The following is a 21,760-nucleotide window of genomic DNA, read 5'->3' as shown; positions in this document are numbered from 1 at the left end:
ATACTGATTTGGCCCGTCGGCGCCAGTGGTTTGGGACCGATTCCGGTCGATTGCTGAGGATGGATGAATCGAATTTCACCCTGGTGGGACCGGGCCAGGCACGCGGACCGGCGGGCGTTTCTGCAGGCGCGCGTCGCCGTGACCCGTGCGCTGCGGGCATGGTTCGACGCGCAGGGCTTCGTCGAGGTCGAAACCGGCGTTTTGCAGGCGTCGCCGGGCAACGAAACCCACCTTCACGCGCCCCGCACCACGCTGACATCGCCGGCCGGCGATCAGGTTACGCGCTACTTGCGCACCTCCCCGGAATTCGCCTGCAAGAAGCTGCTGGCGGCCGGTGAGCAGAAGGTCGTGGAGTTCGCGCGGGTGTTTCGGGACCGCGAGCGCGGCGATCTGCACCTCGCTGAATTCACCATGCTGGAGTGGTATCGCGCAGGCAGGTCCTACGACGTCATCATGGCCGACTGCATCGCCGTGATTGCCCGCGCGGCGAAGGCGACAGGTATAGGCGCGTTCTCGTTTCGCGGCCGGCACGCCGATCCGTTTGCGGAGCCGGAATTACTGACAGTCGCCGCCGCGTTCGATCGCTTCGCCGGGATCGACCTCTTGAAAACCGTGGTCGGCGGCGAGGGCGATCGCGCCGCGCTGGCGGCGCAGGCGCGAGTGCGGATCGCGGACGACGACACCTGGTCGGATATTTTCAGCAAGGTGCTGGTCGAGCATGTCGAGCCCCGTCTCGGGCAGGGGAGGTTGACGATACTGTCCAAATATCCAGCGCCGGAAGCCGCATTGGCGCGCATCGATCCGGCCGACAGCCGCGTTGCCGAGCGTTTCGAGATCTATGCCTGCGGCGTCGAGCTTGCGAACGGGTTTGGTGAATTGACCGACGCCGCCGAACAGCGCATCCGTTTCAACCGGGCGATGGACGACAAGCAAAGCCGCTACGGCGAGCGCTATCCGCTGGATGAGGATTTTCTTGCGGCGGTCGCGCAAATGCCGGAAGCGAGCGGGGTGGCGCTGGGCTTCGACCGGCTGGTGATGCTGGCAAGCGGCGCATTGCGGATCGATCAGGTGGTGTGGACGCCGCCTGCGGAGGATGCATGAGCGTCAGGACCAACAGAAGCGTCGTTTCGACATTGCGCCAGCCGGAGGACCTGATTGCCCATGGCCTCGCGCCGGCCGCGGCTCTGCCCGATCTCGCCAGGGTTGCCGCGCGCTATGCGATCGCGGTCACGCCGGAGGTGGCCAGCCTGATCGATCCCGACGATCCCGACGATCCGATCGCGCGACAATATCTCCCGAGTGTCGATGAGCTGGCGGCGCAGCCCGGCGAGCGCGCCGATCCGATCGGCGATCGCGCGCATTCACCGGTGGACGGAATCGTCCACCGTTATCCCGACCGGGTTCTGCTCAAGCTCGTTCATGTCTGCGCGGTCTATTGCCGGTTTTGCTTCCGTCGTGAGATGGTAGGGCCCGCCAAGGAAACCGCGCTGTCGAAATCCGCGGCCACGGCCGCGCTCGATTACATCCGCTCGCATCCGGAAGTCTGGGAAGTGATCCTGACCGGCGGCGACCCGCTGATGCTGTCGCCGCGGCGGCTGGCCGAGATCATGGCCGAGCTTGCCGGGATCGGTCACGTCAAGATCGTCCGCATCCATAGCCGCGTGCCGGTCGCCGATCCCACGCGAGTCAGCGACGAGATGGTGGCGGCCTTGAAAGCGGCGGGCGCCACCACCTGGCTGGCGCTGCACGCCAATCATCCCCGCGAACTGACCGCCGCGGCGCGCTCGGCCTGCGCGCGGATCGTCGATGCCGGTATTCCCATGGTCAGCCAGTCGGTGCTGCTGCGCGGCGTCAACGATGACGCGGCGACGCTGGAAGCGCTGATGCGCGCCTTCGTCGAATGCCGCATCAAGCCGTACTATCTGCACCACGGCGACCTCGCGCCGGGCACGGCGCATCTGCGGACCACGCTGGAGCAGGGCCGGGCGCTGATGCGCGCACTGCGAGGCCGTGTGTCCGGACTGTGCCAGCCGGATTATGTTCTCGATATTCCGGGCGGATACGGCAAGTCGCCGGTGGGGCCGGACTATCTGTCGCAGTCAGATTTAACCTTCGGAGAAGGTGAACATCGGCCGGAATCGCGTTATCGTATCGTCGACTATTGCGGCGGCGTTCACCTCTATCCGCCGAAGCTCTAGACGGATCGGTGCGGTCGGGGAGGCGGCAGGCGCAATCGCGGAACGTTGCAGATTCCGGAACGTTCTCGACAATACCATTTGCGGAGTTGGAGCAGCGAAATGAGCAAGACCATTGCGATCGCGGTTTCTATGGCTTTGATCGGCGTGCCCGCGGCGCTGGCGCAGCATAAAACAACGACAGGCGGATCATACGATCCGGGTGCTGCCAAATCCTCGCCTTACATCACCGAAGCGCCGGTCGGTCACCGCCAGCCGCGCCTGAGCGACGTTCCAGCGGAAAGCACCAAGGCCGGGAATCCGGATCAGATTGATCCGGCGGATGCCGCTCTCGACCGCAAGATCAAGAGCATCTGCCGGGGCTGCTGACCAGAGCCATTCCGCTTCTGACGGAATCAGAAGCGGGGGCTCCATGATTTTGATTTGACGCGTTTCTTCATGCGAACCGGAATTCATCCCCGGGTCAGGCCCGGGGACATGCTTTGCTCGAAAACTCTCTAATCTGCGTTGTTGCGCGCCGCCAGCGCCATCACGATCAAGGCGGTGCCGCCAAACAGCAGGTTGATGCCGACCAGAAGGCCGATGGCCCAGACCGCCGATCCCGGCAGCCCGGCGACGATGATGCCGGCGATGATGATGTCCATGAATCCCGCTGTCAGCATCCAGCCCCACCGCTGAGTGAGCTCGCGGCGGTGCTCCAGAGCGTACATGATGCTGACGACGCCCTCGGCGAGGAAGTAGGCGCTGACCACGATGGTCAGCGTCAGCGTGGCTTGGGCCGGCCGCATCAGCAGCACGATGCCGAGGATCAGCGCGAGCGCGGCCGAGAGCAGCGACCACCAGAAGCCGGGCGTCTGGCGCGCCCAGAAGGTGCCGATGAGCCCGGCGCCGCCGCCGACGAGAAACAGCCAGCCGAGGAAGATCGTGACGGCAAAGCTTGCCAGCGGCGGCACGATCATCGCGGCAAGACCGAGGATGACCAGCACGATACCTTCGAACAGGAAAGCCTTCCAATGCTTGCGGACTTCGGTGCTCACTTTCAACTGAAGGCGGTCGAGATCTTGTGAAGGGGTTGTCATTGGCCGGGCTCCATAAAGCGTGAACTGCGGGTCTCGCTCGCAGGAGCCTAACGCGCGACGCCGCCAAAAGTGGCAGGACTAATGTCGTTTTTCGGAACCCGTGGGGGGACCGTCCTGATCGGGATCGAAGACGGGGCTCGTCCCGGTCATTTGCAGGCGGTTGCGCCCGAGCACGTAGACGGCTGACGTCATCACCAGGAGCCAGATCCCGATCACGATCGCGACAATTCCGACCGGGACGAGATAGGTCGCGATGTGTTTGTCGGCATCGGTGATCCAGCGATCGATCGAGGACAGAATGAAGGCCGCGCCGAGGAAACTCGCGCCGCCGCCGGCGAGCAGCAGCGCCCACATGCCGCGCAGGTTGCGGAGGCGCTCGCGCGAGGTCTCGCTGCGAGGGGCGTGGTGTGCACCGACACGGCGAACCAGATAGGCCGCGAACAGGATGGCGCCGAATCCGACCAGCATGGCGGCCGCTTCCAGCAGGAAGGCGCTGGACCCGTTCAGATCTGGATGCTGTTGCAGCGCGAGCAGAGGCGCGTCGAAACTCGCATGGAGCGCGATGGGAACGGCGAAGATCGCCACGCGATTGCGGATGCGCGCCCAGTCACGGGCATGGCGGTGCGCGCCGAGCGCGGTGCCCGAACGCGCGATCGCGATGTAGGCGCCGGCGATAACGCCCAGCGCGCCATGGAAAGGAACGGTGAGCACGCTGCGCAGCACCGCGAGCGAACGCCAGATGTCGGCATGCTGCACCAGGTAGGCGAGGTTTTCATAAGCCGCGAAGCCGAGCCCGGCGGCGGCGCCGTACACCACGGCATCCATGGGGTCGGAGGACTTGCGGCGCATTGCGGTGACCGCGGCGATGGCGGCGATCTTCACCAGTTCCTCGGGCGCGGCGATGCCGAAAACCGACTGCAACATCAACGCAAGCCACGGCGGCTCCGGCACGTTCAGCATCGGCGCGAACGGCGCGCGGGCAAATCCGAGCAGCGATATGCTGACGGCGCCGAGCACGAATGCCGCCCAGACCATCGCAGGTGGTCCTGGCCGTTCGTTCGCAGCGATCACTAGCCAAAGCAGCAGCAGCGCAGGCGCGATGGCCGCGGCGCCGATGACGGTCGGGAAAGTTTCGAGCAGATGCATATCGGCGGAAAACTGGTAGTTATCAATTAGTTATACGTAATTTCGTAACAAATGTCGCCGCTGCGGATACGCCGTTTCGTCAGGCTTGCCGCGGTACCGACCAGAGCAGGTCCTTCACAGCGCTGTTCCAAACACCTCGCCGTAAGCGCATGATCCTGAAAAGTGGAAACCGGTTTTCGGATAAGATCATGCTCAATCAAAAGGATAAGACCAGAGTCTGATGCAACGCAGTTGAATCAGACTCTGGCGAGCCGTCTCAGAATCAGCAGGTCGTGCCGCTGGCCGGTCAGTCTCCCGCCGGCTCCCCGTTGCAGGGTGCGCTGTTCCAGTTGCCCCAATGAACGCTGGCGAGGCTGCGGACGTCCGTCGTCAGCGGACGCCGGGTGCGCTTCTCGTAAGCGCCGATGACGCGCTCGGAGGCGGTGATCTTGCGCCGCAGATCGGCCACCACCCGTTGCTTCTCGGCGCGCGCTTGCGGCTCCGCCGTCTCGCCGAAACGGAAACGGCGAACCTCCATGTCGCGCAGGACGTCGCGATGCTTTTTCAGCCGGGCACGGTGCCAGGCGATGGTGCTGTCGCTGTCCGCCATCGAAATACCTCCTCACCCCTGCGGCGGCTGCTTTTGAGCCGCGATAAAGAACGAGAGAGCCGGAACGCCGCTCATCCACTGACACCGGCGCAGCAGCGGAGGAACGAGGCTTCAGGCCGAGAGAGAAAGCGTCGCCGGATTCTGGTTAATTGAAGGTTAACCGTGCGGCGCAGGTCTCGGGTTCGCCTCCGATAATCGAGCCCGGCGCGACGCCATATGCTCTCAGGCTGCTCGGCGGTTGGCTCGGGATGTCCCTAATCGTGCAAAATCGGCTATGCTAACTTCTGGTATTGCGATATATATGTGCATATATTACGACCGAAATTCGGCCTCACAGGCCGTCCGTAACCGGCGAATGCCGGTAAGAGCCGGACTTCGGTCCGGCCTTGTTCCCCAGGACTCGCCGCGCTGTTCACTCCGGTGAAGAGCGCGGCTTTTTGCGGGAGGGGCTCAACTTTCCTTATCATTCCAGGCGATGAGCGACCCTTTTTGCTGCTTCCGGTCGGCGCCTGCTATCTGCTGCTGGAGCCGTGGAAGCGATGTACTGCCGTTCGCGCGTCTATGGTGGCGCATCGGCGGGCCCCGGGAGCGATCATGCGCCGGTGTAAATTCGGCCTCGACGCAGAAGATGAGATCATTCGGCTGCCGCGCCGCCGATCACCGGCCCGGACCCCTTGTGTGGCGAGTCTCTCGACGATACGATTCCGGCCAATGGAGCAGCTGGAGGCGCAGGCGATGCTGGCGGATATCAAGGAGCAGATTTTTTCCATAATGAGCCTCAGGCTGGCGGCGGTGTTGGCGCCGGCAGTGGCCCTGTCGATACTGGCAGGAATGGTGATGTACGCGCTGGGATACCCGGCGATGGTGTACGTGGAAGTGCTCCTCATCCTGAAGACGCTTATGCACTTGGTGCTGGTAGTCTGGTCGGCGCTGAAGGCGATCCTTTACGGGATCGTGGTCTTCGGACTTCTTCTCGCCCTTTTTCTGCCGGTCCTGATAATTCTATGGCAGATCCGAAAGAAACGGAACGAGCCCTCAGCCGTTTCAGGTCCGACACCTCAGCCCGCGTCCAATATGGCGGACGCGATGCGGCAATAGACGCGGGCTACATCTTCACGCACGCCGCCCGCCGACCATTAGAGCGTTTTCGAGCGAAGCATGTCCTCGGGCTTGACCCGAGGACGGGTACCGGTTCGCGTCAAGAAAATGCGTCAAATCAAAATCATAGAGCCTTTGCTTCTGATTCCATCAGAAGCAAAGGCTCTATGATTAGGAAAGGAATGGAGTCTCAGGGCCTTATGGCCGAGTTTTCTCGCGAAGCCAAAGGACGATGGCGGGCGATGTCGACCGCCGACCTGCCGCCGGTACTGGCAATCGCGGAGAAAGCCCATCCAGCTTTTCCCGAGGATGCGGAGGTGTTCGCCGAGCGGCTCCGGCTCTATGCGGCCGGCTGCCTCGTCTTCCACGCGGGTGAGACTATTGGCGGCTATGTCGTCAGCCATCCGTGGCGGGCCATGGATCCTCCGGCGTTGAATTCACGGCTCGGCATGTTGCCCGGCGATCCGGAAACTTACTACATCCACGACATTGCATTGCTGCCCGAATTGCGCGGCAGCGGCACGGCGGCGCTGGCGGTCGCGCTGGTGCGGGCGCGAGCGAGCAAGGAAAAGCTCGCGACCGTTTCGCTGGTGGCAGTCAATGACTCCGTGGATTTCTGGATGCGACACGGCTTCCGCAAGATTACGTTCGACGAGATCATCGACGCTCCGCTCGCACGGAAGCTGCGCGGCTACAGCAACGCGGCGGCTTTCATGATCCGGCAGCTCTGACCGGCTAGTCCCGGCCTTCGACCGCTTTCCGGCGCGGTTCGGTCAGCTCGCTTCCGCGAGCAGCGACAACTGATGCGGCTGCGGTTCGACGTCGGTATGGTCGGTAAGGGTGGTCGGATAGGCGCCGGTGAAGCAGTGGTCGGAATATTTCGGGTTCGCGGCGTCGCGTCCGGGCTCGCCCATGGCGCGGTACATGCCGTCGATCGAGAGGAAGGCCAGTGAATCCGCGCCGATGATGTCGCGCATCTGCTCCAGGCTATGGGTCGCGGCCAATAGCCCGCTGCGGTCCGGCAGGTCGATGCCGTAGTAATCGGGATGGATGATCGGCGGCGAGGCGAGGCGGAAGTGCACCTCCGTGGCGCCGGCGTCGCGCATCATGCGCACGATCTTCTTCGAGGTGGTGCCGCGTACCAGCGAGTCGTCGATCAGGACGATGCGTTTGCCCGCAATCGCGGCGCGGTTGGCCGAATGCTTCATGCGCACGCCGAGTTCGCGGACGCTTTGGGCCGGCTGGATGAAGGTGCGGCCGACATAGTGGTTTCTGATGATCCCGAGTTCGTACGGCACGCCGGAAAACTGGCTGTAGCCGAGGGCGGCAGGCACGCCGGAATCAGGCACCGGTACCACGACATCGACCTCGGCGTGACTCTCGCGGGCCAGTTGCGCGCCGAACGCCTTGCGGACTTCGTAGACCGAGCGGCCGCCGACGATCGAATCCGGCCGGGAGAAATAGATGTATTCGAAGATGCAGGGCCGCGGCGGCATCGGCGGAAAGGGCTTGTGGATTTCGGTCTGGATGGCCTCGTCCTTGCGATTGAACACGATGACTTCGCCGGGTTCAATGTCGCGGACGTACTTCGCGCCGATGATGTCGAGCGCGCAGGTTTCCGACGCGAGAATCGGGCAGCCGTCGAGTTCGCCAAGAACGAGGGGGCGAATGCCGCGCGGATCGCGCGCGCCGACCAGCTTCTTGTTGGTCAGCGATACCAGTGCGTAGGCGCCCTCGAGGGCCCGGAGCGCCTCGATATAGCGCTCGATGAAACGGCCGCGCCTGGACTGCGCAACCAGATGCAGGATCGCCTCGGTGTCGGTGGTCGATTGCATCAAGGCGCCGTTGCGCACCAGTTCGCGGCGCAACGTCAGCCCGTTGGTGAGGTTGCCGTTGTGGGCGACGGCGAAGCCGCCGGCATTGAGTTCGGCGAACAGCGGCTGCACGTTGCGAAGGATGGTGCCCCCGGTGGTGGAGTAGCGGGTGTGGCCGATGGCCGCTCTGCCGGGGAGACGTTCGATCACCTCGCGGCGGGAGAAGGTGTCGCCGACGAGGCCGAGGCGGCGTTCGGAGTGGAAGCGGTGGCCGTCGAAGGTCACGATGCCGGCAGCTTCCTGGCCGCGATGCTGGAGAGCGTGAAGGCCGAGCGCGGTGATGGCGGCGGCGTCGGGATGACCGAAGATGCCGAACACGCCGCATTCCTCGCGAAGCGTGTCGCCGTCGAGACCGAAATCCGGGTCGGGTTCCGACTCGGGCGTGTCGCTGGAAGGGCTCTGCGGACAGTCCATAGCGCCTCGCTTTTCGGCCGGACCCAGGCAAGTTGCGAACGTCAAGTCGCCCCCCACTCGTGCTTCGACCCGGAAGTTCGCCTCATTTCGCTGCGCCTTCCGGTTTGCCGTCGATCAGCTTTTTCAGGCTGTCTCGGGCAGGTTTGGAATAGCCGTCGGAGCCAGGGGACGCAGGTTCCGTGTCCGATTGCTCCTCGTCGGGCTTATTCTTCTTGAGTTTGTTTAAGATGGTGTTTTCAGGATCGTCCGGCAAGAGCGACTGCAACCAGGCGCCGGTGGAATTGAGCACCGTGAGCGACTTCGCACCCGTGACCCAGTCCGGCCGTTGCTTGTCCGGAACCAGCCAGGTGAAGAACAGGAAGGCAACGACGACGATCAACAGGCCCCGCGCCAGCCCGAACAGGAAACCCAGGGTGCGGTCGAGCGCGCCGATCCGGGAATCGAGCACCATGTCGGAAATGCGCGTCGTGAGGATCGAAATCACGATCAGCGTGCCGATGAATACGCCGCCGATCACGGCCGCAGCGGCGAGGGTTTCGCTGTTGATATAGGTCTTGGCGAACGGCAGAAGCTTCTGGAACGAGTAGAGCGTGGCCAGTGCGGCTATGCCCCATGAGGCGATCGACAGAACTTCGCGCATGAAGCCGCGGATCATCGCGAGCAGGCCCGAAATCAGCATCACGGCGAGCAGAACGAGGTCGAGGATGGTTATCGGCATCGGCTGGTCAGGTCCGCTCGTAAATCCCAGAAACCGCGAATCGGCGTTTCGCCGCCGGTCCAGCTGACGGTCATATGACACGTTCCGCAAGGACCTTTCGCGCAGCATATCGTCGACTTTGCGGCCGCGCCGAATGTATAGCGGCGGCCGGCGCGGAGGTCACGCCGCTTTAACCGTCCCGACGACGGAATCGGGCCGGTGTGGCATTTTTCTCCGCATCGGCGGCCTTGCCGGATCGGCCTTGTCCGCGCGCGGCGATATCCGCCACCAGCGTAGTCAATCCGGCGACGGTATTGAGCGACAGGCCGGCATCGCCGCCGATGTCGCCACGGGCTGATTCCGGCAGCACGGCGCGTCCGAATCCGAGCTTGGCGGCTTCTTTCAGCCGCGCCGAGGTCTGCGCCACCGGCCTGACCGCGCCGGACAGCGAAATCTCGCCGAAATAGACCGCGTCGGTGGGCAGTTGGGCATTTGTCAGCGAGGACACCAGCGCCGCCGCGGCGGCAAGATCGGCAGCCGGCTCGTTGATGCGCAGGCCGCCCGCGACATTGAAATAAACGTCGTACCCCGACAGCTTGACCCCGCAATGGGCTTCGAGAACCGCCAGCACCATGGACAGCCGGTTCGAATCCCAGCCGACAACGGCGCGCCGCGGCGTGCCGAGCGCGGTCGGGGCCACCAGCGCCTGCAACTCCACCAGCACCGGCCGGGTGCCCTCGATGCCCGCGAAAACTGCTGTACCCGGGCTGCCGAGATCGCGTTCCGACAGGAACAGTTCGGATGGATTGGAGACTTCGCGCAGGCCGAGCCCGGTCATCTCGAAGACGCCGATCTCGTCGGTGGGACCGAAGCGGTTCTTCACCGCGCGCAGAATGCGGAACTGCTGCGAGCCTTCGCCTTCGAACGACAGCACGGCGTCGACCATGTGCTCGACCACGCGGGGGCCGGCGATCTGGCCGTCCTTGGTGACGTGACCGACCAAGATCAGCGCCGCCCCGGACTTCTTGGCGAAGCGAATCAGCGCCTGCGCCGAGGCGCGCACCTGCGTCACGGTTCCCGGCGCGGATTCCACGGTGTCGGTCCACATGGTCTGGATCGAGTCGATCACCACCAGCCGCGGCACCGTCCCCTCGGACAAGGTGGCGACGATATCCTCGACCGAGGTTTGGGCCGCCAGTTGCACCGGCGCATCGGCAAGCCCGAGGCGTTCGGCGCGCAACCGCACCTGCGCGACCGCTTCCTCACCGGAGATATAGACCGCGCGATGGCCGGCGCGGGCGAGCAGGCTGGTTGCTTGCGTGAGCAGTGTCGATTTGCCGATGCCGGGATCGCCGCCGACCAGAAGCACCGAGCCGCGCACAAAACCACCGCCGGTGACGCGATCGAGCTCAGTCATGCCGGAGGAGAGGCGCGGCGCATCCTGCGTCTTGCCCGTCAGCGTTTCCAGTGCGAACGGTCGGCCCTTGCGCCTGGAGCGGATGCTGGCCGGCATCGTCGTCGCACCCGTGTCCTCCTCGGCCAGTGTATTCCATTCGCCGCAGGACTCGCACTTGCCCTGCCAGCGGTTATACGCCGCGCCGCAGTTCTGGCAGACGAAGGAGAGGGCGGATTTGGCCATTTTCAGCGATCACGTTCGGCAGAAGGGGTTCACGACTCGGCTGTCGCGCCCTTGTAGATGCGCCTGTAGCGGCCGCCGAGGCTGGTCAGCACTTCGTAACCGATGGTGCCGAAATGGTGCGCAAGTTCGTCCACGGTGATGCCGTCGCCGATCAGCGTCGCCAGATGGCCGCGCCGTACCCCCGCATTGGGCGGCAGATCGGTGATGTCGATCGCCAACAGGTCCATGGAAATGCGGCCCGCCACCGGGCATCGCGTTCCGGCCACAACGACATCGGCGCCGCGGGTACCGTCATTGCTGCCGCCGGCGCGGAAATAGCCGTCGGCGTATCCGGTCGCGACGATGGCAAGCCGGGTCGTCCGCCGCGCCGTCCAGGTCGCGCCGTAGCCGACGCTTTCGCCCTTGTCGATCGTTCGGGTCTGCACGATCCGCGCTTTCAACTCGACCACCGGCTGCATCGGGTTGTCGGCTTCCGGCGTGGGGTTGACGCCATAGAGCGCGACGCCCGGACGCACCAGGTCGAACTGATATTGCGGCCCGAGGAAAATGCCGGACGAGTTCGCCAGCGAGGCCGGAACGCCGGAAAACAGCCTGGCGATCTCGCGGAAAGCCGCGACCTGTCTGGCATTGAGCGGGTGATTGAGGGTTTCGGCGCAGGCGAGGTGACTCATCACCAGCGTGATGCCGTGATCGCCGGCGTCGATCCTTGGAAGGATGGCTTGCGCCTCGTCGAGGGTGAAGCCGAGGCGGTTCATGCCGGTGTCGATGTGGATGGCTGCGCCGCCCGCCCAGCCGGTGCGGCGGCAGAACACGTCCCATTCCGCGAGCTCGTTGAGATCGCCGATCACGGGCCGGCAATTGATCGCGGCGAAGGCGTCAGCGCAATTCTGGAAGATGCCGTCCAGCACATAGATATCGGCGGAGGGGGCGGCCGCGCGGGCGACGCGCGCCTCGTCGAGCGTGGCAACGAAAAACGTCCTGCATCCGGCTGCGCTCAGTGCGCGCACCACGGGCCGGGCCCCGCAGCCGTAGGCATCGGCCTTGACCACGCCGGCGCATTCGGCGGGCACGGCGGTCTTTTCGAGCTTGCGCCAGTTGGCAACGATGGCATCGAGATCGACGGTGAGGGTGCCGATTGCCGCAGCCGCCGTAAAAGCCGCATCGGCACCGGTTTCTGGCAACAGGATGCCGCTGGACGTCGTCTTGGAATCGGGGAGCAGATTCATGCCGCATGGTACGCTCGGCCGCACGGCGGTTCAACCGCGCGAGCGGTGAGGGCGCAGCGAGGCGAACTTCGAATTTGGTTGCTAGATACGGTCGGGCAGGTGACCGTCGTGCGCGAGGTCGCTGAAGCGGGTGAATTGTCCCTCGAATTGCAGTTCGACGGTGCCGGTCGGCCCATGGCGCTGCTTGCCGATGATGACTTCGGCCTTGCCGTGCACCAGCGACATGTCGAGTTGCCACTTCTCGTATTCCGGCGTACCCGGCCGCGGCTCCTTGTTCTGGAGGTAGTATTCCTCGCGGAATACAAACATCACGACATCGGCATCCTGTTCGATCGAACCGGATTCGCGAAGGTCTGAGAGCTGCGGGCGTTTGTCGTCGCGGTTTTCGACCTGACGGGACAGTTGCGACAGCGCGACGATCGGAACATTCAGCTCCTTCGCCAGCGCTTTCAGGCTGGTGGTGATTTCGGTGACTTCCTGCACCCGGTTGTCGGAGCGCTTGCCGCTGCCCAGCAGAAGCTGGATGTAGTCGATGACCAGTACGTCCAGCCCTCTCTGGCGCTTCAGGCGGCGGGCGCGCGCCGTTAGTTGTGAAATCGAGAGGCCGCCGGTTTCATCGACGAAGAGCGGCAGGTGCTCCAGCTCGATGGTGTGATCGCGGATCTTCTCGAAATCGCTTTCGGTGATGCCGCCGCGCCGGATATTGCTGGAGGGGATGCAGGTCTGCTCGGCGAGAATACGCGTCGCCAGTTGCTCCGCCGACATTTCGCAGGAGAAGAAGCCCACGATGCCGCCATTGACGGTCTTCATCGTGCCATCGGGCTGAAGCTCCGACTGATGGGCCTTGGCGATGTTGTAGGCGATGTTGGTCGCGAGCGCGGTCTTGCCCATGCCCGGCCTGCCGGCGACGATGATCAGGTCGGACTGCTGCAATCCGCCCATTTTCGAGTCGAGATCGCGCAGTCCCGTGGCGATGCCGGACAGCTTCCCATCGCGGCGGTAGGCGTTGGCCGCCATGTCGAGCGCGATCTTCATCGCCTGCGAGAATTTCTGGAAGCCGCCTTCATAGCGGCCTGATTCGGCCAGTTCGTAGAGTCGACGCTCGGCGTCCTCGATCTGCGCCCGCGGCGCGAAATCGACCGGCGCGTCGTAGGCGACGTTGACCATATCCTCGCCGATGTGAATCAGGTCGCGGCGCAGTGCCTGCTCATAGATGGTGCGCCCATAATGGAGTGCGTTGATGATCGTGGTGGCTTCCGCCGCCAGACGGGCGAGGTACTGGCTTACGGTCATTCCGCCGATGTCGGTCTCGGCGGGGACGAAGGTCTTGACCGTGACGGGCGTCGCGATCTTGCCGGCGCGAATCAGGCTGCCCGCGGTCTCGAAGATGGTCCGATGGATCGGCTCGAAGAAGTGCTTCGGTTCGAGGAAATCCGAAACCCTGTAAAACGCGTCGTTGTTGACCAGAATGGCGCCGAGAACACCCCGCTCCGCTTCGATGTTGTGCGGCGCGGTGCGGTAGGCTGGCGTTGCCGCGTCAGGCGCAAGCTTCAGGATGTTCGAATCAGCCATGGCTCTCGGATGTTGACGGATTTTTCGGATATGGGGCACGCATAAAGCGCCACTTCGGACGACGAAAGCATGCCACACCCCTTATGCCCGATTCCCACATGACCTTGGATGAAACTTGAGTCGAAAGTGCATCGAACTTGACGGCGACCGGCGCTCAAAGGCCTGCGGCCAGAAAAACCTTGCCGGTCATGAGGCGTCGGCGCGGCTTGGCCGACAGGCGACGAGGTCGCGCGTCGTCCCATGAGGATAATCGCTCTCGCGGGCAATTGTCTCATTCAATCCGGAACAAAACCGCGGATGCCCGATTGATCATGCGTGAATCCAGCACGGGAAACTCGCAGAATGGCCCAGTCCCGGCAGTGGCGTTACGAAAACGGCGAATCCGCATGGCTGTCGATGCTGGTGGAGACGCTCGAAAGACTGTCTGATCCCGAGGTGCGCGCCGTGCCATGTGATCCGGGGGACCTGACGGCCGCCAAGGCTCATCTCGCGGCTCATCTCCCGCATCCGCACTGTCCCCTCGGCCTCTATGGATCGCACCTCAGAGATTTTCCGGCTTCGATGGAATCAAAGCCGGGCTCCAGTTTCTTGTTTTAGCGCGTTTTCTTGACGCGAACCGGCAGCCATCCTCGGGTCAAGCCCGAGGACATACTTCGTTCGAAAACGCTATAGCCTGCCGAAGTTCTCTCGACCCGAATCAACTCACTCGCCGGCGATCTGAAGCCGCGGACGCTGTTTTCGCTCGATGCCGCGCAGCCTGGCTTCGCCGCGCGGGATATAGTCGCGTGTCATCGGCACGATGCCCTGGCGCTTGGTGAGCTGGATCTGGATATTCATCAGGTTCTGCTTGCGGAACGACATTTCCGACGACGCCAGATAAAACTGCCACATTCGTGCGAATCGCTCGTCGTAAAGCCGCACGGCCTCCTCGCGTCGCGCCATGAAGCGCTCGCGCCATGCCTTCAGCGTCTCCGCGTAGTGCAGACGCAGGATTTCGATGTCGCAGACCAAAAGTCCGGCGCGCTCGATCGCAGGCAAGACTTCCGACAGCGCGGGAATGTATCCGCCCGGGAAGATGTACTTCGCGATCCAGGGGTTGGTGATGCCCGGACCCTCGGAACGGCCGATCGAATGCAGCAGCATCACGCCGTCGGCGTCGAGCAGTTCGGCGCAGTGTTTGAAAAAGGTATCGTAGTGATCGACGCCGACATGCTCGAACATGCCGACCGACACGATGCGGTCGAACGGTCCGGGAATGTCGCGATAATCCTGGAGCAGGAACTTCGCCGACTGCGTCAGGTTTTTTTCGCCGGCGCGGGCGTTCGATACCTGAAGCTGTTCGGTCGATAGCGTGACGCCGGTAATGTCGGCGCCGGTCATTTCGGCAAGATACAGGCCGAGGCCGCCCCAGCCAGAGCCGATATCGAGGACGGTTTGGCCGGGCTCGACCAGAAGCTTGGCGGTGACATGCCGCTTCTTTGCGAGCTGGGCATCGTCCAGCGTCGTGTCCGGAGTTTCGAAATATGCGCAACTGTATTGTTTGTCGGCATCGAGAAACAGCGAGTAGAGGCGACCGTCGAGGTCGTAATGGCGCGCGACGTTGTTTCTGGAACGCCCGCGAGGATTGAATTGCTGGATGTTGCGAACGAGATAGCGGAGCCACCATTGCAGCTTTGCCCAGCGCGGCATGATGTCGGGTTGGTCGAGGATGATCGACAGGACGTCGGCGATCGATCCCTGTTCGACCAGCATTGTACCGTCGGTGTAGGCCTCGCCGAACGACATTTCAGGATCCAGCAGAAGCTGGCGTTCGGCTTCTTTCGTGGTCAGCCGCACCCGCACCGCCTTTCCTGTGCCGTCGCCGCAGGTGAAGGTCGATCCGCTCGCAGTCACAAATGTGATCGAGCCGCGCCGAACAAACCGGTCCAGAAAAAACCGCAACAAACGGTCCATCGAAAACCACCATGTACAATCGCGTTTAGGCAGATTCCTGCTACCGTCCGCCGTACTTCAGGTAAGTCCGGAACTGTCCGATGCGAGATGATAATGCTGGAGAAACGCCGTTCCAGTGCATTGGTTGCATCGCGGATATCCCAAATTGTTCCGATCACGCGCTTGCGTCATCTGTGCGCTTCCATTCGCACCATAATGGGCTAAAAGGTGGCCACCGCGGTCGCGGCAATTTCCGCACCAATTTCCGTACCTGGAGGATGGAATGTTGAGCCGAGCGCTCAGTCTAGCGACGGTGATGCTTGCGATCGTCGGTTTCGCGGCAGATAGCGCGCGGGCGCAAAATCTCGATGCAGGAAAGTCGGCTGCGCAGATCTTTTCGGGGAGTTGCACCGCCTGCCACAAAGGCGTCCGCGGTTTGCTCAGGACGGTGGCGCCGGGATCGCTGCCGGGTTTTCTGCGCCAGCATTATACCACCGGCCCCGACATGGCGAAGATGCTCAGCGCCTATCTGATTTCCAACGGTGCGACCGATGAGCGCTACCGTGCGGAGACGCCCAGACGGCAGGCGCCGAGGCAGGCTGAAGACAGGAAGCCGCCGTCCCGGGAGGCGGCACAGCCAGATGCGTCCGCGCAGAATGAGCCGCAGGGCCGCAAGGACCGGCATCGCAGGCGCGCGCGACCGGGCATCGAGAATCCGGAAGCCGCGCGGTCGGCTTCGGAGGAGGCCGCCAGCGAGCACGATCGGCGGAAGCCCGCAGACAAGAAAAAGCTAAGCAAGCAGGGCAAGCACGGCCCGGAAGAATCGCCGAAAGCCGACGCAGCCAAGCAGGAATCGTCCAAGGATAACGCCATAACGCAGCCGGAAACGGCGAAGAGCGAACCATCCGGCGCGGCGTCCGCCAAGGGAGAAACAGCCAAGGGCGAGACGGCTAAGGGAGAGGCGGCCAAGGGCGAGACGCCCAAGGCGGAATCCTCCAAAGCGGAAGCTCCCAAGGCGGAAACCTCCAACGAACAAGCAGCCGAGAAACAGGCTGGCCACGAGCAAGCTGGCAAGCAGCAAGCTGACAAGGAGCAAGGCATCAAGGCCGACGCGGCCAAGCCGGACGCGCCGAATCCTGATCCGACCAAATCCGAGAGTGGCAAGGCTGCAACTGACAAGGCTGCGACCGACAAGGCCGAGGCCGGCAAAGCCGAAACGAGCAAACCTGACGCTGACAAATCTGAAACCAAATCTGAAGCGGATAAGTCCGAGACGGGCAAATCTGAAACAGACACGTCCGAAAGCAGCAAGCCGGACAGCGGTCCGTCCGAGGCTGCGACCTCCGGCGAGCCGAAGGCGGTGCCGCTGCGCGCCGACCCTGTTCCCGCGGTGACGCCGGCTCCGAAGGTCGGCGAGGGTGACGCGAAGCCGCCGTCCGAAGCCGCGAGCCCCGCGCCGGCGCCGGCTCCCACTGACTCTGTGGCGGCGCCGTCGCCGTCGACCTCCGCAGAGCCGGCAAAACCGGCAGCGTCTCCGGCGGAGACAGCCTCGCCGTCGGCCAAACCTGTCTCGCCGCCGGAGGAGGGGGCTGCTGCCTCATCCGCCCCGCCGCCCGCTCCTGACGGATCGCCGATTGCGCCGGTTTCGCAATAGAGCATTTCCCGGTGAAGTGGATACCGGTTCACCGTAAGGAAATGCGACCACTCAATAGCTTAGAGCGCCCGTTCTGATTCCATCAGAACGGTAAGCGTTCTATAGCCGCCGTCAGATCATCGACACCAGCCCGCCGCCATGGCGCTCCAGCCGCCCGGCCAGTTCCAGCTCGAGCAGAACCGTGCGCACGATTGCCGGCGAGGCGTCCGCCATCCGGATCAGATCGTCGAGCCCGATCGGCACCGGGCCAAGCAAACCGACGATGCGTGAACGGTCGCTCGCGTCCGGCTCTTCGGTCTCCGGTCCGGCGTGACCCGGTTCTTCGGCGGGCAGCTCGATCGGTCGTCGCATGATCGGACGCACGGCATTGATGACATCGGACGCCCCGGTGATCAGTGCCGCGCCCTGCTTGATGAGATCGTTGGTGCCGGCGGCGCGAGGGTCGAGCGGCGAACCCGGCACTGCGAAGACCTCGCGGCCTTGCTCGGCGGCGATACGTGCCGTGATCAGCGAGCCCGAGCGATACGCGGCCTCGACCACGACGACGCCGAGTGCGACGCCCGAAATCAGGCGGTTGCGCCGTGGGAAATCGCGGGCGCGCGGCACATGCCCCATCGGCATTTCGGAGATCGCGCCGCCGTCTTCCAATATTGCCGCAAGCAGATCCTCATGCTCGGGCGGATAGATGCGGTCGTGGCCGCCGGCAAGCACTGCGACAGTGCCGCTCGCCATGCTTGCACGATGCGCCGCCTGATCGATGCCGCGCGCCAGTCCCGACACGATGACGAAACCGGCGTCGCCGAGATCGTGCGCCAGCGCCTGCGCGAACTTGTGACCGGCAGCGGACGCATTGCGGGAGCCGACGATCGCAATCGTCGGACGCTCCATGACATCGAGGTTGCCGCGCACGCCGAGCATCGGCGGTGCGTCGTCGATGGTTGCGAGGTGTGGCGGATAGCCGGTTTCGCCCGACGCCAGCAAACTGACGCCGATCCGCCGGGCGGCAGCCAACTCGTCCCTGGCCGCCGCTTCGTCGCAAAGCCGGCCCGGGCGCGAAGCGCCGCCGCGTCGTGCCAGGTCGGGCAGGCGGGCCAGCGCTTCGCCGGCGCTGCCGAAATGATTCACAAGCGAACGAAAGGTCCGCGGCCCGACGTTTTCGGACCGGATCAGCCGCAACCAGTCGATCCGCTGGCTGTCGGTCAGCCGTCTATCTGGATTCCGGATATCCACGCCTACCCCCCATGCAAGGGGAAGCTTTGCCCAAGTCGGCGCAGGGGACAACCTCTGATGCGGCCGGTCAGCATGTTCACGCAAAACGCGCGCAGCGGCGCGAAGGCCGTCGGTCTGGAAATGTGACGTCCATCACGGTCTGTTCCAGATGGAGCGGCTTACGCCTTCGCGCCGATCCGGCCTTCGCTGCCCGAGGCAAGCCGCCGGATGTTCTCGCGGTGCTTGAACCACAACAGCAGCGTCAGCACTGCGAGCAGCAGCGCAAGCTGCGGGTGTCCGAGCCACCACAACAGCAGCGGCGTGGCGAAACTCGCGATCAGCGCCGACAGCGACGAGTAGCGTGTCGTAAACGCGACGAGCAGCCAGATCGCGCAAAAGGCCAGCGCTGCCGGCCAGAACAGACCGAGCAGCACGCCGATATAAGTCGCGACACCCTTGCCGCCGCGGAATTTCAGCCACACCGGAAAGAGGTGGCCGAGAAACGCGCCGAGTGCCGCGGCTATCGCGGCCGCAGATCCCCATAACAGTCCTGCGACCAGCACGGCGGCGGTGCCCTTCAGCATGTCGCCAACGAGTGTTGCCGCGGCGAGGCCCTTGCGTCCGGTCCGCAGCACGTTGGTTGCGCCGATATTGCCCGAACCGATCGAGCGCAGGTCCTGCGTTCCGGCTATCCGCGTCAAAATCATGCCAAAAGGGATGGAGCCGAACAGATAGCCGATGGCGAAGGCAATCACGGCAATGGCGGAAGACAACATCGTGAGGGGCTCCGGGCGTCACTCCGCAGGTTTAAACCATAAATCGGCACCGTCGCGCCACGGCAGATATTGTCAGGTAAAGAATGAAGGTTCGCATCTATCTGCCTGCCCGAGCGGGGTGATCCTTCGTTTTCGGATATCTTCGCCGGGTGCGGCCATTGCGGCGTCAGACGTGTTCGAAGACCGTGCGTCCGCCGACAATGGTACGGACGACGCGGCCCGAGAAGCGGGATTCGTCGAACGGCGTATTCTTGCATTGCGATTTGAGATCGGCGGGATCGAGGATCCACGGCGTGTCCGGATCGATCACGATCACATCGGCGGGCGCGCCCGGACGTAACGATCCGCCCGGCAGACCCAGCAACTCCGCGGGCCGGGTCGACATCGCCCGGATCAGCGTCTTGAAATCCAGTTCCGCGTTGTGCACGAGCCGCAGCGCCGCCGTCAGCATGGTTTCGAGCCCGATCGCGCCGGCCGCGGCTTCCGCGAACGGCAGGCGCTTGGTTTCCACGTCCTGCGGATTGTGATCGGACATCACGACATCGATCAGGCCCGACGCCAGCGCCACGACCAGCGCGCGGCGATCGTCCTCGCTGCGCAGCGGCGGCGACAGCTTCAGGAACGTGCGGTACGGACCGATATCGTTTTCATTCAGTGTCAGATGGTTGATCGATGCGGACGCGGTGACCCGGAGTCCGGCGTCGCGCGCGCGCTTGAGGATATCGAGCGATTCCGCACAGGTCAGCGACGCCGCGTGGTAGCGGCCGCCGGTCAGTGCCACGAGCCGCATGTCGCGCTCCAGCACCATTGCCTCCGCGGCCGCCGGAATACCCATCAGTCCGAGGCGGGCGGACAACTCGCCTTCATTCATGACGCCTTCGCCGACCAGATGGGCATCTTCGGTGTGATGGACGATCAAGGCGTCGAAGTCGCGGGCATAGGTCAGGGCGCGGCGCATCACGCGGGCGTTCATTACGCTGCGTGCGCCATCGGTGAAGGCGACCGCGCCCGCCGCCTTCAGCAGGCCGATCTCGGTCATTTCCTTGCCGGCAAGACCCTTGGTCAGCGCCGCCATCGGATGAATGTTGACGATTGCGGTATCCCGCGCGCGGCGCAGCACGAAATCGACGGTCGCGGAATTGTCGATCACCGGCGAGGTATCGGGCTGGCAGACAATGGTGGTGATGCCGCCGGCGGCGGCGGCGCGGCTCGCGGACGCAAAGGTTTCGCGATGGCCGGCACCCGGCTCGCCGACGAAAGCGCGGATGTCGATCAGGCCGGGCGCGACGATCTTGCCGGCGCAGTTGATGATGTCGGTGCCTTCGGGCACGCCGGCGGCGGCGATGTCGCGCCGCGCATCGCGGACAACTCCGTCGGCGATCAGGACGTCGCCGGGGCCGTCGAGATCGCGCGCGGGATCGACGATGCGGGCGTTGGCGAGCAGGATCGGGCGGTTGCCGCTCAGCATCGCTGTAATCCCGCGCTGTCATTCCGGGTTCGCGCTATAGGCCGTCCCCGGCATGACGGAAAAGTTGCGGCCTTACGCATTCGGCAGATTCCTTGCCAGCGCTTCCAGCACCGCCATCCGCACCGCCACTCCCATTTCCACCTGCTCGCGGATCAGCGACTGGGCGCCGTCCGCGACGATGGAGTCGATCTCGACGCCGCGATTCATCGGTCCCGGATGCATGACCAGCGCGTCGGGTTTGGCATAAGCGAGCTTTTTCTGGTCGAGGCCGAAATAGTGGAAATACTCGGAAACCGACGGCACGAACGAGCCGCTCATCCGTTCGCGTTGCAGCCGGAGCATCATCACGATATCGGCGCCGTCCAGTCCCTCGCGCATGTCGCGGGCGACCTCGACGCCCATGCGCTCGATGCCCGGCGGCAGTAGCGTGGAAGGCGCGACGACACGCACGCGCGCGCCCATGGCGTTGAGCAGGATGATGTTGGAGCGCGCGACGCGCGAATGCAGCACGTCGCCGCAGATCGCGACCAGAAGTCCATCGAGCCGTCCCTTGTTGCGGCGGATGGTCAGAGCGTCGAGCAGCGCCTGGGTCGGATGTTCGTGCGCGCCGTCGCCAGCATTGATGACGGAGCCGTCGACCTTGCGCGCCAGAAGTTCCACCGCGCCGGAGGCGGAATGGCGCATCACAAGAATGTCCGGATGCATGGCGTTGAGCGTCATCGCGGTATCGACCAGCGTTTCGCCCTTGCGGGTCGACATCGACGACACCGACATGTTCATCACGTCGGCCCCGAGCCGCTTGCCGGCGATCTCGAATGACGACTGGGTTCGGGTCGAAGCCTCGAAGAACAGGTTGATCTGCGTGCGCCCGCGCAACGAGGTGCGCTTCTTGTCCACCTGGCGGTTCAGTTCGACGTATTCTTCGGAAAGGTCGAGGAGGCCGGTGATGTCGGCGACGGAAAGGCCCTCGATCCCCAGCAGGTGCCGGTGTCCGAGGACAAAGCTCGATTTCGTGGACGATGTCATTAAAGCCAGAGCTATAGGCAGAGTACCCCCGTGGAGCAAGGCGGATTCGACAGCGGATGAGTTTTCCCCCGCTGAAGCCGGGTCAGGGTAAACGGAAAGTGAGACCGGCTGCCATCCGATACGCCGGCAAGGCGGCGGCGATGCGCTCGGCCGGCGTGATCTCGCT

The 21,760-nt window shown here is 64.0% G+C and carries 20 protein-coding genes; 7 read left to right on the top strand and 13 right to left on the bottom strand.

The annotated features are described in order from the left end of the window. Window positions 1-63 precede the first annotated feature (63 nt). The 3 genes from epmA (at window position 64) to NHAM_RS11715 (ending at window position 2,564) form a co-directional block, all read left to right on the top strand. Window positions 64-1,101, top strand: coding sequence for an EF-P lysine aminoacylase EpmA (gene epmA / locus NHAM_RS11725; protein ID WP_011510770.1), 1,038 nt, complete (start codon window positions 64-66; stop codon window positions 1,099-1,101). Further along, a complete protein-coding gene (locus tag NHAM_RS11720) occupies window positions 1,098-2,198 on the top strand; it encodes a lysine-2,3-aminomutase-like protein (protein ID WP_011510769.1) in 1,101 nt (366 codons plus the stop codon). The genes epmA and NHAM_RS11720 overlap by 4 nt, the downstream gene beginning before the upstream one ends. 99 nt (window positions 2,199-2,297) lie before the next feature. Continuing rightward, window positions 2,298-2,564, top strand: coding sequence for a hypothetical protein (locus NHAM_RS11715; protein WP_011510768.1), 267 nt, complete (start codon window positions 2,298-2,300; stop codon window positions 2,562-2,564). Between the two features lie 128 nt (window positions 2,565-2,692). Here the strand turns inward: NHAM_RS11715 and NHAM_RS11710 are convergent, their stop codons facing one another. The 3 genes from NHAM_RS11710 to NHAM_RS11700 form a co-directional block, all read right to left on the bottom strand. Next, window positions 2,693-3,274 (bottom strand): HdeD family acid-resistance protein, encoded by a 582-nt coding sequence (locus tag NHAM_RS11710; protein ID WP_011510767.1) that lies wholly within the window; start codon window positions 3,272-3,274, stop codon window positions 2,693-2,695. A 78-nt stretch (window positions 3,275-3,352) separates the two neighbouring features. Continuing rightward, on the bottom strand, window positions 3,353-4,420 hold the full coding sequence (locus NHAM_RS11705) for a PrsW family glutamic-type intramembrane protease (protein ID WP_011510766.1): 1,068 nt from the start codon (window positions 4,418-4,420) through the stop codon (window positions 3,353-3,355). A gap of 286 nt (window positions 4,421-4,706) precedes the next feature. Beyond that, window positions 4,707-5,009, bottom strand: a complete 303-nt coding sequence (locus tag NHAM_RS11700) for a hypothetical protein (RefSeq protein ID WP_011510765.1) — start codon at window positions 5,007-5,009, stop codon at window positions 4,707-4,709. Window positions 5,010-5,720: 711 nt separating this feature from the next. Here NHAM_RS11700 and NHAM_RS11695 point away from each other — a divergent pair. Next, window positions 5,721-6,107, top strand: coding sequence for a hypothetical protein (locus tag NHAM_RS11695; RefSeq protein ID WP_245269874.1), 387 nt, complete (start codon window positions 5,721-5,723; stop codon window positions 6,105-6,107). Window positions 6,108-6,349: 242 nt separating this feature from the next. Then, the gene (locus tag NHAM_RS11690; protein WP_041358955.1) at window positions 6,350-6,838 is read left to right on the top strand and encodes a GNAT family N-acetyltransferase; all 489 of its coding nucleotides are present in this window, start codon (window positions 6,350-6,352) and stop codon (window positions 6,836-6,838) included. Between the two features lie 42 nt (window positions 6,839-6,880). On the opposite strand, the gene purF is transcribed toward NHAM_RS11690, so the two are convergent. From purF to NHAM_RS11665, 5 genes are all read right to left on the bottom strand, one after another. Further along, window positions 6,881-8,395 (bottom strand): amidophosphoribosyltransferase, encoded by a 1,515-nt coding sequence (purF, locus tag NHAM_RS11685; protein WP_011510762.1) that lies wholly within the window; start codon window positions 8,393-8,395, stop codon window positions 6,881-6,883. Window positions 8,396-8,477: 82 nt separating this feature from the next. Then, window positions 8,478-9,113, bottom strand: coding sequence for a CvpA family protein (locus tag NHAM_RS11680; RefSeq protein WP_041358954.1), 636 nt, complete (start codon window positions 9,111-9,113; stop codon window positions 8,478-8,480). A gap of 169 nt (window positions 9,114-9,282) precedes the next feature. Continuing rightward, window positions 9,283-10,731 carry a DNA repair protein RadA gene (gene radA, locus NHAM_RS11675; protein ID WP_011510760.1) on the bottom strand — a complete coding sequence of 483 codons (1,449 nt, stop codon included), beginning with the start codon at window positions 10,729-10,731 and terminating at the stop codon, window positions 9,283-9,285. Window positions 10,732-10,760: 29 nt separating this feature from the next. Then, on the bottom strand, window positions 10,761-11,957 hold the full coding sequence (gene alr / locus NHAM_RS11670) for an alanine racemase (RefSeq protein ID WP_011510759.1): 1,197 nt from the start codon (window positions 11,955-11,957) through the stop codon (window positions 10,761-10,763). Window positions 11,958-12,038: 81 nt separating this feature from the next. Further along, window positions 12,039-13,529, bottom strand: coding sequence for a replicative DNA helicase (locus NHAM_RS11665; protein ID WP_011510758.1), 1,491 nt, complete (start codon window positions 13,527-13,529; stop codon window positions 12,039-12,041). A 342-nt stretch (window positions 13,530-13,871) separates the two neighbouring features. Between NHAM_RS11665 and NHAM_RS11660 the strand changes: the two genes are divergently transcribed. Continuing rightward, window positions 13,872-14,126, top strand: coding sequence for a hypothetical protein (locus NHAM_RS11660; RefSeq protein WP_041358028.1), 255 nt, complete (start codon window positions 13,872-13,874; stop codon window positions 14,124-14,126). Window positions 14,127-14,231: 105 nt separating this feature from the next. Here the strand turns inward: NHAM_RS11660 and NHAM_RS11655 are convergent, their stop codons facing one another. After that, a complete protein-coding gene (locus tag NHAM_RS11655) occupies window positions 14,232-15,482 on the bottom strand; it encodes a class I SAM-dependent methyltransferase (RefSeq protein WP_011510756.1) in 1,251 nt (416 codons plus the stop codon). 262 nt (window positions 15,483-15,744) lie between these two features. Between NHAM_RS11655 and NHAM_RS24010 the strand changes: the two genes are divergently transcribed. After that, window positions 15,745-17,115, top strand: a complete 1,371-nt coding sequence (locus tag NHAM_RS24010; RefSeq protein WP_011510755.1) for a hypothetical protein — start codon at window positions 15,745-15,747, stop codon at window positions 17,113-17,115. A 111-nt stretch (window positions 17,116-17,226) separates the two neighbouring features. Here the strand turns inward: NHAM_RS24010 and dprA are convergent, their stop codons facing one another. The 4 genes from dprA to NHAM_RS11625 form a co-directional block, all read right to left on the bottom strand. Then, window positions 17,227-18,345: a DNA-processing protein DprA gene (dprA, locus tag NHAM_RS11640; protein ID WP_011510754.1), complete on the bottom strand. Its 1,119-nt coding sequence runs from the start codon at window positions 18,343-18,345 to the stop codon at window positions 17,227-17,229. A gap of 158 nt (window positions 18,346-18,503) precedes the next feature. Then, window positions 18,504-19,100 (bottom strand): glycerol-3-phosphate 1-O-acyltransferase PlsY, encoded by a 597-nt coding sequence (gene plsY / locus NHAM_RS11635; RefSeq protein WP_011510753.1) that lies wholly within the window; start codon window positions 19,098-19,100, stop codon window positions 18,504-18,506. 166 nt (window positions 19,101-19,266) lie between these two features. Then, window positions 19,267-20,568: a dihydroorotase gene (locus tag NHAM_RS11630; protein ID WP_011510752.1), complete on the bottom strand. Its 1,302-nt coding sequence runs from the start codon at window positions 20,566-20,568 to the stop codon at window positions 19,267-19,269. Window positions 20,569-20,640: 72 nt separating this feature from the next. Beyond that, window positions 20,641-21,594: an aspartate carbamoyltransferase catalytic subunit gene (locus tag NHAM_RS11625; RefSeq protein ID WP_011510751.1), complete on the bottom strand. Its 954-nt coding sequence runs from the start codon at window positions 21,592-21,594 to the stop codon at window positions 20,641-20,643. Between the last annotated feature and the right edge of the window lie 166 nt (window positions 21,595-21,760).

This window comes from Nitrobacter hamburgensis X14, assembly GCF_000013885.1.
Lineage (GTDB): Bacteria > Pseudomonadota > Alphaproteobacteria > Rhizobiales > Xanthobacteraceae > Nitrobacter > Nitrobacter hamburgensis.
This window is presented reverse-complemented; position numbering and strand designations above follow the sequence as displayed.